16 protein-coding genes are annotated in these 12,871 nt (G+C 57.0%); 6 read left to right on the top strand and 10 right to left on the bottom strand.

Annotation, left to right across the window (positions count from 1 at the left end; all coding sequences use genetic code 11):
* Positions 1-56: 56 nt before the first annotated feature.
* On the top strand, positions 57-179 hold the full coding sequence (locus AC2FFD_RS16480; RefSeq protein ID WP_256367496.1) for a hypothetical protein: 123 nt from the start codon (positions 57-59) through the stop codon (positions 177-179).
* 183 nt (positions 180-362) lie between these two features.
* Here the strand turns inward: AC2FFD_RS16480 and AC2FFD_RS16475 are convergent, their stop codons facing one another.
* Positions 363-1,001 carry a MarC family protein gene (locus tag AC2FFD_RS16475; protein ID WP_170344345.1) on the bottom strand — a complete coding sequence of 213 codons (639 nt, stop codon included), beginning with the start codon at positions 999-1,001 and terminating at the stop codon, positions 363-365.
* A gap of 59 nt (positions 1,002-1,060) precedes the next feature.
* A complete protein-coding gene (locus AC2FFD_RS16470) occupies positions 1,061-1,513 on the bottom strand; it encodes an iron-sulfur cluster assembly scaffold protein (protein WP_425078238.1) in 453 nt (150 codons plus the stop codon).
* A 48-nt stretch (positions 1,514-1,561) separates the two neighbouring features.
* Here AC2FFD_RS16470 and hisI point away from each other — a divergent pair, with 48 nt between their 5' ends.
* The gene (gene hisI, locus AC2FFD_RS16465) at positions 1,562-1,951 is read left to right on the top strand and encodes a phosphoribosyl-AMP cyclohydrolase (protein WP_425078239.1); all 390 of its coding nucleotides are present in this window, start codon (positions 1,562-1,564) and stop codon (positions 1,949-1,951) included.
* A 10-nt stretch (positions 1,952-1,961) separates the two neighbouring features.
* On the opposite strand, the gene gluQRS is transcribed toward hisI, so the two are convergent.
* From gluQRS to AC2FFD_RS16445, 4 genes are all read right to left on the bottom strand, one after another.
* Positions 1,962-2,843, bottom strand: coding sequence for a tRNA glutamyl-Q(34) synthetase GluQRS (gene gluQRS, locus AC2FFD_RS16460; RefSeq protein WP_496873579.1), 882 nt, complete (start codon positions 2,841-2,843; stop codon positions 1,962-1,964).
* Positions 2,840-3,454: a class I SAM-dependent DNA methyltransferase gene (locus AC2FFD_RS16455; protein WP_496873578.1), complete on the bottom strand. Its 615-nt coding sequence runs from the start codon at positions 3,452-3,454 to the stop codon at positions 2,840-2,842. The genes gluQRS and AC2FFD_RS16455 overlap by 4 nt, the downstream gene beginning before the upstream one ends.
* Before the next feature lie 37 nt (positions 3,455-3,491).
* Positions 3,492-4,832 carry a methylenetetrahydrofolate--tRNA-(uracil(54)-C(5))-methyltransferase (FADH(2)-oxidizing) TrmFO gene (gene trmFO / locus AC2FFD_RS16450; protein ID WP_496873577.1) on the bottom strand — a complete coding sequence of 447 codons (1,341 nt, stop codon included), beginning with the start codon at positions 4,830-4,832 and terminating at the stop codon, positions 3,492-3,494.
* A gap of 252 nt (positions 4,833-5,084) precedes the next feature.
* Positions 5,085-5,870, bottom strand: coding sequence for an enoyl-CoA hydratase (locus AC2FFD_RS16445; RefSeq protein WP_170344339.1), 786 nt, complete (start codon positions 5,868-5,870; stop codon positions 5,085-5,087).
* Between the two features lie 58 nt (positions 5,871-5,928).
* Between AC2FFD_RS16445 and AC2FFD_RS16440 the strand changes: the two genes are divergently transcribed.
* On the top strand, positions 5,929-6,372 hold the full coding sequence (locus AC2FFD_RS16440; protein WP_170344338.1) for a PaaI family thioesterase: 444 nt from the start codon (positions 5,929-5,931) through the stop codon (positions 6,370-6,372).
* Positions 6,373-6,434: 62 nt separating this feature from the next.
* On the opposite strand, the gene AC2FFD_RS16435 is transcribed toward AC2FFD_RS16440, so the two are convergent.
* A complete protein-coding gene (locus AC2FFD_RS16435) occupies positions 6,435-6,662 on the bottom strand; it encodes a DUF1127 domain-containing protein (protein WP_117868993.1) in 228 nt (75 codons plus the stop codon).
* Between the two features lie 99 nt (positions 6,663-6,761).
* On the opposite strand from AC2FFD_RS16435, the gene AC2FFD_RS16430 reads away from it, so the two are divergent.
* On the top strand, positions 6,762-8,165 hold the full coding sequence (locus AC2FFD_RS16430) for an aminotransferase-like domain-containing protein (RefSeq protein ID WP_496873576.1): 1,404 nt from the start codon (positions 6,762-6,764) through the stop codon (positions 8,163-8,165).
* Between the two features lie 3 nt (positions 8,166-8,168).
* Here AC2FFD_RS16430 and AC2FFD_RS16425 read toward each other — a convergent pair whose 3' ends face one another.
* Positions 8,169-8,534, bottom strand: coding sequence for a nuclear transport factor 2 family protein (locus AC2FFD_RS16425; RefSeq protein ID WP_496873575.1), 366 nt, complete (start codon positions 8,532-8,534; stop codon positions 8,169-8,171).
* Positions 8,535-8,776: 242 nt separating this feature from the next.
* Between AC2FFD_RS16425 and rplM the strand changes: the two genes are divergently transcribed.
* Positions 8,777-9,235 carry a 50S ribosomal protein L13 gene (rplM, locus tag AC2FFD_RS16420; RefSeq protein ID WP_152457950.1) on the top strand — a complete coding sequence of 153 codons (459 nt, stop codon included), beginning with the start codon at positions 8,777-8,779 and terminating at the stop codon, positions 9,233-9,235.
* 6 nt (positions 9,236-9,241) lie between these two features.
* Positions 9,242-9,727 carry a 30S ribosomal protein S9 gene (rpsI, locus tag AC2FFD_RS16415; RefSeq protein ID WP_152457951.1) on the top strand — a complete coding sequence of 162 codons (486 nt, stop codon included), beginning with the start codon at positions 9,242-9,244 and terminating at the stop codon, positions 9,725-9,727.
* Positions 9,728-9,798: 71 nt separating this feature from the next.
* Here the strand turns inward: rpsI and AC2FFD_RS16410 are convergent, their stop codons facing one another.
* Both AC2FFD_RS16410 and AC2FFD_RS16405 read right to left on the bottom strand, forming a co-directional pair.
* Positions 9,799-10,959 (bottom strand): ABC transporter substrate-binding protein, encoded by a 1,161-nt coding sequence (locus AC2FFD_RS16410; RefSeq protein WP_496873574.1) that lies wholly within the window; start codon positions 10,957-10,959, stop codon positions 9,799-9,801.
* 25 nt (positions 10,960-10,984) lie between these two features.
* Positions 10,985-12,871 (bottom strand): AMP-dependent synthetase/ligase, encoded by a 1,887-nt coding sequence (locus tag AC2FFD_RS16405; protein WP_496873573.1) that lies wholly within the window; start codon positions 12,869-12,871, stop codon positions 10,985-10,987.

Below are 12,871 nucleotides of genomic sequence, written 5' to 3'. Positions count from 1 at the left end.
TAAATATGAGAACAAAAGGTCAACAAAGGATTAAAACTCTGACCGGAGGTGACCCTATGCTGACCCAGATCAAGACTGTATTCAGCCGCTCGCAATCGACAATCCTACAGGATGCCGTGGGCGTGATGTCTCTGGTCGTGATCCTGATGGTCGCCCTGCACCTTCCGGTTGGATTCTAAGCCTTTCTGCCTGCGATCTCGTGCCGAAAAAACCGCGCTGTCATCCCCATTTCAGTCAAGGGTGACCTGCCTGTCCCAAACCCCTTGAGGGGCCATGCCTCGGCCCCGTGCGGTAATCCGGACCCCACGCGAGACACGCAATGCCTGCCGCCGCCCTTTCGCCCGGAAGGTGCGGCGGCTTTTTTACAGCTGGCCGGTTTTGAAAATCTCAAGCAATGCGGACAGGACCGAATTGACCGCGACCGAGGCCAGGATCATCCCCATGATACGGCTGATGATCGCTGCTCCTGAATGGCCGATCAGGCGAATGATCGGTTCCGCCAGAAGCATGAGAATAAAGGCAACAACCAGAACCGAGAGCATGACCAACGCGGTAATTCCTTGATCTACCGCACTGTATCGATGGTTGTCCGTCAGGATGACGACCGCCAGCATCGCACCGGGTGAAGCCAGAGATGGAACGGCAAGAGGAAATATCGCGGGATTCTGCTTGTGGTACTTGTCTTCCTGATCTTCTTCAGCCTGTCGCTGTTCTATTTCCTGTTTGCTTTCGCCAAAGATCATGGTCAGAGCGAACAGAAACAGGATGATACCGCCTGCGACCTGAAATGAATTCAAACCGATATCCAGCGCTTCGATCAGCAGTTGCCCAAACACTAGGAAGAACAAAAGAACACCGGCACTTATTATCGATGCCAACAAAGCTGTCTTGCGACGCGCGGCGGCCTCCAGCCCCGCAGTGACGGCAATGAAAACGGGAATTGTACCAATTGGGTCAATGACGACCCAAAGGGTCACGAAATGCTCAAGCAGATTATTCAATACCCATCCCTCCTTAAATCTGTGCGGAAGGTAAACGGGTTTGTCTCAAATAGCTACAATCAGGCGCAATGGGCCTGTTCCGCCTTCGCCATGGCTTCCGCAGTGGCGTCCAGTGCCAGCAGTATTGACGCGTGGCGGTTCTTGTAGTCCCGCGCCGGCATCAGAACCTCGAGACCGTCAAAGGGCGCATCCGGGGCGGGGCCATCCTTTTTCAACATCGCAGCAAGCTGATCGCGCGCCGCTTCGACCTGAGCACGCGTTGCGCCAATGATTGCGTCGCCAACCAACGAAGCGGATGCCTGACCCAACGCACAGGCCTTCACGTCCTGTCCAAAGGCACTGACGCGACCATCCTGAACCTTCAGATCAACCGTCACGGTAGAGCCGCAAAGAGGCGCGCGTTTCTTGACCGTTGCATCCGGGTTTTCCAACCGGTCCAGATGCGGGATGTCCGCCGCCAGCGCCAGAATGCGTCCGGAATACAGCTTGATCAGGTCGTTCTCGCCGCTCATGGCTTTCCCTCGTCGTGTGTTCCTCATACATAGTGGCCAGCCCAACGGATGCAAAAGGTTTTTGTCATGTCTCACCCCGTCGCGTTTGATCCATCGACTCTGAAATATAACGAAGCGGGACTGATTCCGGCAATTGCGCAGGACGAGGTGTCGGGTGAAGTTCTGATGATGGCATGGATGAATGCGCAGGCCGTTGAAAAGACACTGGAAACGGGCAGGGTGACCTATTGGTCACGCTCGCGTCAGTCCTTCTGGATCAAGGGCGAAACCTCGGGCCATGTGCAGGAACTGGTGGACTTCCGCATCGATTGTGACCGCGATTGCCTGTTGGTTCTGGTGCGTCAAACCGGTGCTGCCTGTCACACCAACCGCCGGACGTGCTTTTATACTGCGGTGCGGGACGGGGCCGAGACCGAACTGATGGCCCCGATGGAGTAACCGAGCCAGATCAAAGCCCCACCATGTGCCGGATGTCTGCCGGGCTGGCACCTTCGGCCCGGTATTTCGCTATCGCACGCGCATCGTCGCGTTTCGCCAGCCGTTTGCCGGCGTCATCGCGGACCAGATCGTGGTGGAAATACTCGGGTGTAGGCAAATCCAACAGCACCTGAAGCAGAACATGGATGCGGGTGGCTTCGAACAGATCCTGACCGCGAACCACACGGGTGATCCCCTGGGCCGCGTCGTCAAGAACGACGGACAAATGGTAGGACGTGCCCATGTCTCGGCGAGCCAGAACGATATCGCCCACACTGGCTTCCATCTCATCCGGGGTAAAAGCAATTGTTCCTGTTTCGCCACCGGGGCCGGAGCCCAGTTCTAAGAATTGGAACCTGGCCGGATCGCGGATTGTTCGACAGGCTTTGGCAACGTCCAGTCGCAACACTTGGTCTCTTGGATGAGATTTCTGGCGTAAGTCTATACCGTGGTTTGCTTTTCGGCACGTACCGGGATAGATAATTCCGTCTGGCCCAAGCAAGGGCGCGCCTTCCTGGGGCGCGCTTGCGGCGGCGGCAATATCTTTGCGATTGCACAGGCAAGGATACAGAAGACCCTTTTTCCACAACCGATCCAACGGGCGATCATAGATACTCAGCCGATCTGATTGACGCAGAACCGGTTCCGGCCAGGTCAGCCCCAACCAATTGAGGTCATCGTAGATCTGATCCTCCCAGTGCGGACGCGAGCGGGACCGATCGATATCTTCGATGCGCAGCAAGAACTGTCCATTTTCGGATCTGGCCATGTCGCTGGCGATCATCGCAGAATAGGCGTGCCCAAGGTGAAGCGGGCCAGTTGGGGATGGCGCGAAACGCGTTACGAAAGTCACGCTTTTTCTAATACATACACGTCAGAGTTAAGGTTGATGCCGGGCAAGTGCGGCCCGTATTCACGAAATAGCAAACGTGCGGCACCCATGTCGACCCAATCCGTCACGCGGCAGGTGAATTTGTGATCTGACAGCGCATGGTCGTTCAGGGAAAACGCCAACAACCCACCTTTTGGCAAGGCATGCATCAACAGGTCGAATGTCTCGGGCGGCGCCGCGCCCTGACCGATGACACCGATGGCCGTGATCACCGAATACGCTCCGGGCCTGAGCGGGGCTGGCTTGGTGATGTCAAACCCGGTCAGGGTTCGGTAAACACCCTTGGCCTCTGCCTCTTCCAGCATTTTGGGGGTGGGGTCGATACCATCGATGACCTCAAATCCCGCCGCCCGCAGGGCGAGACCGGAAAGCCCCGTTCCGCAGCCGAAGTCCAGAATCGGCGTTTGGGGGTGAGGGTGGAATTGCCACAAAGCCGCGGCCACCCGTCCCGGGGTTGCATATCCCTGTTCCGCGACCTCTTTTTCGTAGGTCGCGGCCCAGTTCTGATAATGCGTTTCAGTGTCTTCAGGCGTGTCGAGATTGTAGGTGCTGTCCAGGAACTTGTCGCTCATCCCGGCATGCTAGGCCGAGATCACGCCGCGCGTCCAGTCAGCATTGATCCAACCAGGTTTGCCATTCTGTCTTGGCACGATCGGTATAGGCCTTGTACCGGTCCTTCCGGCCGCGCCGCCCGCCTTTCAGACCGTCCACGGGGCGGAACAGGCCGAAGTTTACGTTCATCGGTTGAAACGTCTTGGCTTCGGCCCCGCCGGTAATGTGATGGATCAACGCACCCATTGCACTGTCCTTGGGCACTTCGGGCAAGTCACGACCCAGTATTTCCGCGGCGGCCATGCGACCGGCAAGCAATCCCATCGCGGCACTTTCAACATAGCCTTCGACGCCCGTAATCTGCCCGGCAAAGCGGATGTTGGGCTTGGATTTCAACCGCATCTGCGCATCAAGCAGGGTGGGAGAGTTGATGAACGTGTTGCGGTGGATGCCACCCAGCCGGGCAAAGCTGGCGTTTTCCAGACCGGGGATCATGCGGAACACGTCGGTCTGGGCTCCGTATTTCATCTTGGTCTGGAACCCTACGATGTTGAACAACGTGCCCAATGCGTTATCGCGCCGCAACTGAACAACGGCATGAGGTTTAACGTCAGGCGCATGAGGGTTTGTCAACCCAACCGGCTTCATCGGACCGTGGCGCAGGGTCTCGCGTCCGCGTTCGGCCATGACTTCAATCGGAAGACAGCCATCAAAATAGCCTGCGGTCTCACCTTCGTGAAACTCGGTTTTGTCCGCAGCCAGAAGGGCGTCGATGAAAGCCTCGTATTGATCACGGTCCATCGGGCAGTTCAGGTAAGCCGTGCGCTCTTCCTCGGTCTCGCCTTTGTCGTACCGGGATTGCATCCACGCTTTGCTCATGTCGATGCTGTCGGCGTAGACAATGGGCGCGATCGCATCGAAGAACGCCAGCGCGTCCGATCCCGTTTCAGCCCGGATGGCTTCCCCCAATGCGGGTGAGGTCAAAGGGCCGGTCGCGAAGATCCACTGCCCATCATCGGGAAGGGTGGTCACTTCTTCGTCTGTTACCGTCACACGCGGATGTGCGCGGAGTTTTGCGGTGACCGTTTCGGCAAACGGGTCGCGGTCCACGGCGAGCGCACCACCGGCCGGCAGGCGATGTTCATAGGCTGTGGTCATGATCAACCCATTGGCTGCCCGCATTTCCCAATGCAGCAGGCCGACGGCATTCTGTTCATCGTCATCCGATCGGAATGAGTTTGAACACACCATTTCCGCCAGGTTTCCTGTCTGATGTGCGAAGGTGCCAACGGTGGGACGCATTTCATGAATGATCACGTCAACGCCCATTTCAGCGGCTTGCCAGGCCGCTTCGGACCCGGCCATTCCACCGCCCACGATATGCAAAACTTGTGTCATGTGCAGCCACATAGGACACGGCACAGACAGGCGCAACTGCCGTATTTTTGTGATTGATCTGGTGGAGGGGTCTTGGGGTCGCCGCTGCGGGAATGTCAGCGCTGGTGAGAGAGACCAGCTGGAGGGACCTTCCGCCCACGGCGACCCAAAAGTGTACTGAGGCCTTAGCCTCGACCCAGCTTTGCCACAGAGTTGCCCTTTTGGAAAGTGCTAAAATGAAAACAGTGGCAAAAAATGTTCAAAACAATTGCGTCATTGGGTCCAATTCGGGGGGCGCTTTTCAATAAAGGCGGAAATGCCTTCTTCTGTATCGCGGTACAACATATTCTGCGCCATTGCGTCTCCGGTATAGGCATAAGCCTGATCCAAAGGCATTTGCAGCTGTTGATAGAACGCTTCCTTGCCGATCTTCACGGCCACGCCAAGCTTGGATGCGACCAGTTCCGCCAGCCCGTTGGCTTCTTGTTCCAGCGCCTCTTCAGGAACGACACGGTTTACCAAGCCCAGGTCGGCGGCGCGTTCCGCTGAAATGAACTCGCCGGTGGTCAGCATTTCAAAGGCCTGCTTTCTGGGGATGTTGCGGCTGAGAGCCACCATCGGCGTGGAACAGAACAGGCCGATATTGACCCCGTTGACGCCAAACCGTGTACCTTCCGCGGCCACCGCCATGTCGCAGGTTGCAACCAGCTGACACCCGGCGGCGGTCGCAATGCCATGGACTTGCGCGATAACGGGTTGCGGCAGGGATTGGATCGACATCATCATCCGGGCGCAACGGGAAAAGAGATCTTGAAAGTAGGCCTTGCCGCCATCTTCCGACTGGCGTCCGGCCGTCATCTGTTTCAAATCATGCCCGGCACAAAACGCCTTTCCTGCCCCCGACAGGACCACGGCCCGGATCGCGCTGTCGTCGCGCAGTGCATCAAGCTCGGCTTGCAGCGCAGCCAGCATCTCGTCACTCAATGCGTTCAGCCGGTCCGGCGCGTTCATCGTAAGCCTTGCAACCGCGCCAGTGTCGTTACGTTCCAGAATTGTCATCTTGCCCTCCGATCCCAAGTTGGGCCAACTCTAGGTCGGCAAGAGCAGGAGGGGAAGTATGGCTTTGGAAATGAACCGGGACGAACTGTCACAATACCTCAAAGAGGTGTTCCCTCAGGTGCACAAGGATTTCGTCGTCGAAGACTTGACCGAAGACACGATCACCATGCGCCTTGTGGTTCAGGACCAACACCTGCGCCCCGGAGGCACGGTGTCAGGCCCGTCGATGTTCGGGCTTGCCGATGTCAGTGTCTATGCGATGGTTCTGGCACGAAAAGGGCGTCAGTCATTGGCCGTTACCACCAACAGTTCTTTTGATTTCCTGCGCAAACCGGATGGTGGCGCCGATATGATTGCGGCCTGTCGTCTGTTGAAGCTGGGAAGAACACTGGCCGTTGGGGATGTGCTTTTGTACTCGGAAGGCAGTGATCTTCCGGTTGCGCGAGCAACGATGACCTATTCCCTGCCGCCGGCGGGGTCTGCTGCCGCGAATTTCGGATAAAAAAGGCCGGGGACAGGCCCCGGCCCAGGAAGAGGTCCCAATAAATTGGGACTGGGGATCAGTCAGGGCTGCCAGAAAAAGCGCTTTGTTTCCCGGCCAGCCTGATGGCGGGTCAGCCCGACGTCCTGAAGCAGACGGTCATCCAGATAGCCCAGATTGACGCGGCTGCGGCGGCGGCGTTCCCATTGAGTGACCGCCGCCGCAAACCGCACGGCCAGAGCAGCGAGCAGAGGCAGCCGTGGGCTGTCGTTCAGCAGCAGAAGGGCGGGGGTGTGCATTGTGCGTGTCATCTCGGAATTCCTTTCAAATTGTATTGACACAAAACAGTATTGCTTGGTACATAAGTTTGATACATTTGAATTTGTGTCAAAGGCAAAGGAAGAATTGTAATGGATACAATTTGGCCAAGCGCGCTGCCAAAGTCCAAGGGGCCAAAGTATACTTTGGTTGCCGACACAATACGAAAAGCTATTGATAACAAAACTTTGGATATCGGCACCAAACTGCCACCGGTGCGGGAGCTGGCGTATCGATTGCAAATTACACCCGGCACTGTCGCGCGCGCCTATACGATTCTCACCAATGAGGGGTTGCTACAAGCCGAGGTCGGACGTGGTACATTCGTAGCCCCGCCAAAATCTCCGATTCTGGATGATGTCTGGTCCCGGCAGCTTCATCTGGCCGAGGCGCAGAACACCCACCATGTCAGCCTGTTCAGCCCCAGGCTGGTGGATATGGGGCAGGTGTCCTTGATCCGCGAGTGCTTGCAGAAAGTCTCTCAATCCGATCCTGCATTATTCATGAACTACCCCACACGCGATGCGTATCAGCCCATGCGACAGGCTGTGGTTGACTGGCTGTCGGATCTTCCGCTGGGCCCACTGAACGATGATGACATTGTCCTGACCCATGGGGGGCAGAATGGGCTATGCTTGGTGTTTCAAACCATCCTGCAAGGGCCCAAGCCGGTCGTTTTGGTTGAAGACCTGTCTTACGCCGGTTTCCGTCGTGCCGGAGAGTTGATGCGCGCCGAGGTGGTCGGAATTCGGATGGACAAATGGGGTATCGATCCCGAAGCAATGGAACATGTTCTGCGCCAAACCCCGGCGCAGGCGGTATGCGTGTCACCCGAAGTTCAAAACCCGACCGCAACACACACGCCTTTGGAAAGACGCAAAGAAATCGTTGAGATCGCACGGAAATTTGATGTCCAGATCGTTGAGGATGATTGCTATCGAATGGGGGACGCCAAAGAACCCAGCTTTCGCGCCCTTGCACCCGAGCGAGGGTGGCACGTGTCGTCCATTTCAAAGATACTCACACCGGCGCTCCGCGTGGGTTTCGCCATTGCTCCAAAGGATCGCAGTGTCGATCTGCGTCGATCTGCCGAATATGGGTATTTTGGCTTGGCTCAACCCCTGGCCGAACTCACGCGGTTGCTGCTGTCGGACCCGCGTACCCGCCAAATTGCCCAGGATGTGCGCAAGCGGATGGGTGACTATGTCCGGATTGCCGTCAATGCGCTGGGGGGGTTCGATCTGAACTGGGCTCCTGACGTGCCTTTTGTCTGGCTGAACCTGCCATCGGGGTGGCGCTCTGCCGCGTTCAGCCGCGCAGCCGAACGAGAAGGTATTCAACTCAGATCAGCGGATGAATTTGCCCTGCGCGATGGGCGCGCGCCGAATGCAGTACGCATCGCCATGAATGGTCACGTTTCTTTGGAACGGTTCGAAGACGCAATGCTGAGGCTGCGCGCGTTGCTGGACAATCCACCGGAACAGATCAGCGTCTAGCATTCAGGTCAGCGGGGGCGGATCGCCAAAAAATCCGGCCAGATGAGCGATCTTTCCATCTTCGTCCAATCGAATGAAATCATGCCCGGCCACCATGATTGCGCCGTCGGGCGCCACCATATGCCAAGTGAAGTGAACGACATCGTGGTGCGAAACCGGACTGCTGGTGATTTCAACGCGCCCATTCGAGCTTTCAAGAATCTCTCCAATATGAGCATTCAAACGCTCACGCCCCGAAACATCAGCTGTTGGATCCACATATCGACCGTTTTCTGCAAAACAATGCGTCAAGAACTCAAACCGTTTTCCTGAGGACTTTTCCTGCCAGGCGGCGACGTAGCTTTCAATTGTGTACATCAAATCCTGCATGCAACTCTCCGTGGCTGGACGCGATCAATTCCTATCTAGTGTATCAGAGTGTTGAAATTGGGAGAATTCCACATCAGAATTATGGGGTAAAATAATACCTATTTTGTAAGTTATTGTTTTAAGAGTATTTAATTAGCATTAGGTCGCTTGACGTGGCAATCGTGGGTGTCTAGATACGCATCCATCGAATTCGGGCCGCCTCGCTTGGGGCGGTCTTTCACATCAAACAGGACTATCCTGCCATGAAAACCTTTTCTGCAACACCTGCAGACATCGACAAGAAATGGATCCTGATCGACGCCGAGGGCGTTGTTCTGGGCCGTCTTGCCTCGATCGTCGCCATGCGTCTGCGTGGCAAGCACAAAGCGTCGTTCACCCCGAACATGGACATGGGCGACAACGTCATCGTGATCAACGCTGACAAGATCCAGATGACCGGCAAGAAGCGCGAAGAGAACTTCTACTGGCACACTGGCCACCCGGGCGGCATCAAGTCGCGCACCAAACAGCAGATCCTGGAAGGTGCACATCCCGAACGCGTCGTGACCCAAGCGGTCAAGCGCATGCTGCCGGGCAACCGCCTGTCGCGCAAGCAGATGACCAACCTGCGCGTTTATGCCGGTGCCGAGCACCCCCACGAGGCGCAAGCGCCCGAAGTTCTGGACGTCAAGTCCATGAACAAGAAAAACACCCGGAGCTAATGACCGATGGCTGATCAGATCAATACTCTCGAAGAGCTGAGCGCCGTCGCAGGCGTTGAAACCGTGGCCGAAGAAGTCATCGTGCGTGAACCCGTACGTGACGAGCTGGGCCGTTCCTACGCCACCGGCAAGCGTAAAGACGCTGTTGCCCGCGTCTGGATCAAGCCGGGTTCCGGCAAGGTCACCGTGAACGGCAAGGATCAGGACGTCTATTTCGCACGTCCCGTTCTGCAACTGATCCTGCGCCAGCCGTTCCAGGTTGCTGGTGTCGAAGGCGAGTTCGACGTTGTCGCCACCGTCAAAGGTGGTGGCCTGACCGGTCAGGCCGGTGCGGTCAAGCACGGCATCTCGAAAGCGCTGCAACTGTACGATCCCAACCTGCGCGGCGCCCTGAAAGCCGCTGGCTTCCTGACCCGCGACAGCCGCGTTGTGGAACGTAAGAAATTCGGTAAGCGCAAAGCCCGCCGTTCGTTCCAGTTCTCGAAGCGTTAATTCGCCGGGAAAACCCAACAAAGAAAGGGCTCGCAATTGCGAGCCCTTTTGCATTGTTTTTGCGGGAAATCTTATTCTTCGTAAACCAGCTTCCACGCGCCGTTTTCAACGACGTTGACGAAAACCGTATCCGCCCCCTGGTGATCGTCCGGGCCATAGGAAATATGGTTGCCGACCAGATCATCCTGATAGTCCAGTGACTCCATCGCCTCGATAAAGCTGTCATGCGTCAGGTCAGGGCCCGCGGCCTCAAGCGCTTTAACCATCATTTCGGCGGCGGAATAGCCCAACATGGCGAATCCAACCGGGTCTTCGCCCGTGGCGGCCTTGTATTCTTCGATAAACGCCGCCGGGGCAGGTTGATCTGCACGCGCCCACAGATCCTGCCACGAGGCTGCCGCATAGAACCCGTCAGTCACCCCACCCGGAACCTGTGCCACGACAGTCAGGAAACTGGCCGAAGTGCCGAGGAACTTCATGTCCGTCAGGCCCATCTTCTTGGCGGTGCCAACTACGGTGATCGCCTGACGCACCCCAAGCGCCATGGTGACGATATCGCAGCCTTCTTCCTTGAGCTTGCTGAGCGATCCGACAAAATCCGTCTCATCCGGCTTGTGGGTCGTTTCAGATCCAAAACCGATCCCGGCCTCTTCGGCGCCGGCCTTGCTGCCTTCAAGAATTTCTTCACCGAAATCTGTTGGCAGATACATGGTGCAGACCGTCTTTGATCCAAATTCGCCGGCCAGATATTTCACACCGATACGCGCCTGATCATAGTAGGTCGAGAAAGACGTGAACTTGTTCCGCATCGGCTCCTGCAACATCTGACGCGCGGCGGTCAGAGGTGCAACGTTGGGAATACCCTTGGGATCCAACAGCTTGAACCCGGCCATGTTCATCGGCGTGCCAAGCGATTGCAGCATGGCGAACACCTTGTCGCGGTTCAGCAGCTTGTTGTAGCCCTGCATCGCACGCGGCATCTGATAGCCGTTGTCCTCGACCACATAGCGGATTTTGCGCCCGTGTATGCCACCGGCTTCGTTCACGCGGTCGAATACCACGTTGGCACCTTTGGTTGCCGGAACACCCACTGCGGCAAAGATGCCGCTCAGGTCGTTGACGGACCCAATGACTATCTCTTCGTCCGTAACGCCCTGTGTCTGAGCCGAACCGATGCTTGCCGAGGCGGTCAACGCCGTGGCTGCGGCCAGCCATTTGAGTGACTTCTTCATCTTTCTCCTCCCGAAAATTCTTTGGCTAAGTGTACATGTCTTCAATCAGATGTCCGTGTTTCTTTTCGACCAGGCCGCGTTTCAGCTTCATCGTGGCGGTAAGCTCGTCATCCTCGGCGGTCAGCAGAACGTCGATCAGGCGAAAATCCTTGATCTGTTCGACCCGTGCGAATTCCTTGTTCACCGCGGCCACTTCGGCACCGATCAGTTCGCGCACCTCGGCCGCGGCGCAGAGCGAAGCAAAGTTCGAGAATGGGATTTTCTGGTCCTGCGCATATTTCTCGACATTTTCCTGATCGATCATGATCAGCGCCGTGAGGTATTTGCGCCGATCACCGATGATCACCGCGTCCGAGATGTAATGGCTGAACTTCAGCCGGCTTTCGATTTCGGCCGGGGTGATGTTCTTGCCGCCGGCGGTGATGATGATGTCTTTCAACCTGCCGGTGATGGTGACAAAACCGTCCTCGTCGATATGCCCCATATCGCCGGTGCGCAGCCAGCCGTCGGCGGTAAAGCTTTCCGCCGTCTTGGCGTTGTTGCGCCAATAGCCCTGAAAGATGTTCATGCCCTTGAGCTGAATTTCACCTTCGTCCGAGATACGGATATCGCACCCCGGGACGACCTTGCCGATGGTTCCTATCTTGTTGCTTTCCACGGTGTTGAGTGTGGCAAGGCCGGACGTTTCGGTCATGCCGAAGCCCTCGACGATCGGCACTCCGATGGCCCAGTACCATTTCAACAAATCCGCCGAGATAGGCGCGGCACCCGTGCCACCCCGGCGCAGCTTGTCCAAACCCAGCATCCGGCGCAAATTCTTCAGAACCAACTGATCCCAGAACCAGAACCGGGCCGCGATGGCGGCGGGAACGGGTTTTCCCGAACTCACGTAATCGGCCCGGCGCGCGCCGGCCTTCAGGGCAAGACCGTATGCCATTCGACCCAGCGCCGTTGCATCCTGCGCCAGGATTTGCACCTGCGCATGGATCTTTTCCCAAACTCTCGGCACAGCCGTGAAGGTCGAAGGCGAGACCTCTTGCAGATTTGCAAACACCGTCTCGGGGCTTTCCGCGAAATTCACGGTGCAGCGGGCGGCCAGAGGGTAATAGACAGACACGTCGCGTTCCAGAATATGGCAGAGCGGTAGAAAACACAGCTGTTCGTCACTGGCCTGTGTTGGCAATGACCAGGCACCGGCCTCAATGCCGGCCAGGATGTTTTCATGGCTCAACATCGCACCCTTGGGTTGGCCGGTGGTGCCGGATGTGTAAACGAGCAAAGCTGTGTCCTGAGGTTTGGCCTGTGCGATTTCGGCTTCGAACCGCCCCGGATCTTCCTGTTCGGCCCGCTGGCCCAAAGCGTAAAGGTCGCCGATCATCATGCAGCGTGGATGGGTCAGGTCATGCAAGCCCTCGCCCTCCAGAATGATCACCTTGACCAGATCCGGAACCTCGCTTTCGACGTCCAGAAACTTGTCCAGATGTTCTTCGTCCTCGACGATCAGGAACTTGCTGCCACTGTCGTTGACCAGATATTGCAACTGATTGGCGGAATCCGTGGTGTAGACGCCAGAAGAAATGCCCCCGACGCACTGAATGCCCATGTCGAACCACATCCATTCCTTGCGGTCCTCGGACAGGATCGAAACAACGTCTCCGCGCTTCAAACCCAGCTTTCGCAGGGCAAGCCCGATCCACTTGGCGTGCTGCCAGTAGTCGGCCCAGGAATATGACTTCCAGATGCCCAAGTCCTTTTCACGATGGGCCGTTCGATCCCCCATTTCCGCACAACGGCTTTGAAACAGCGCACTGATGGTGGTGCACCCATCCACGCGCAACGGGCGTTGTCCGGGGGTTGCATTAAGCTCAATGCCGTTGATCCTGATCTGCGGGGCGAGGGGCGTCGCATCCAT

It is taken from the genome of Ruegeria sp. YTSC002, from assembly GCF_059609845.1.
The sequence above is the reverse complement of the archived record's forward strand: the minus strand, read 5'-3'. Positions and strand labels throughout refer to the sequence as shown.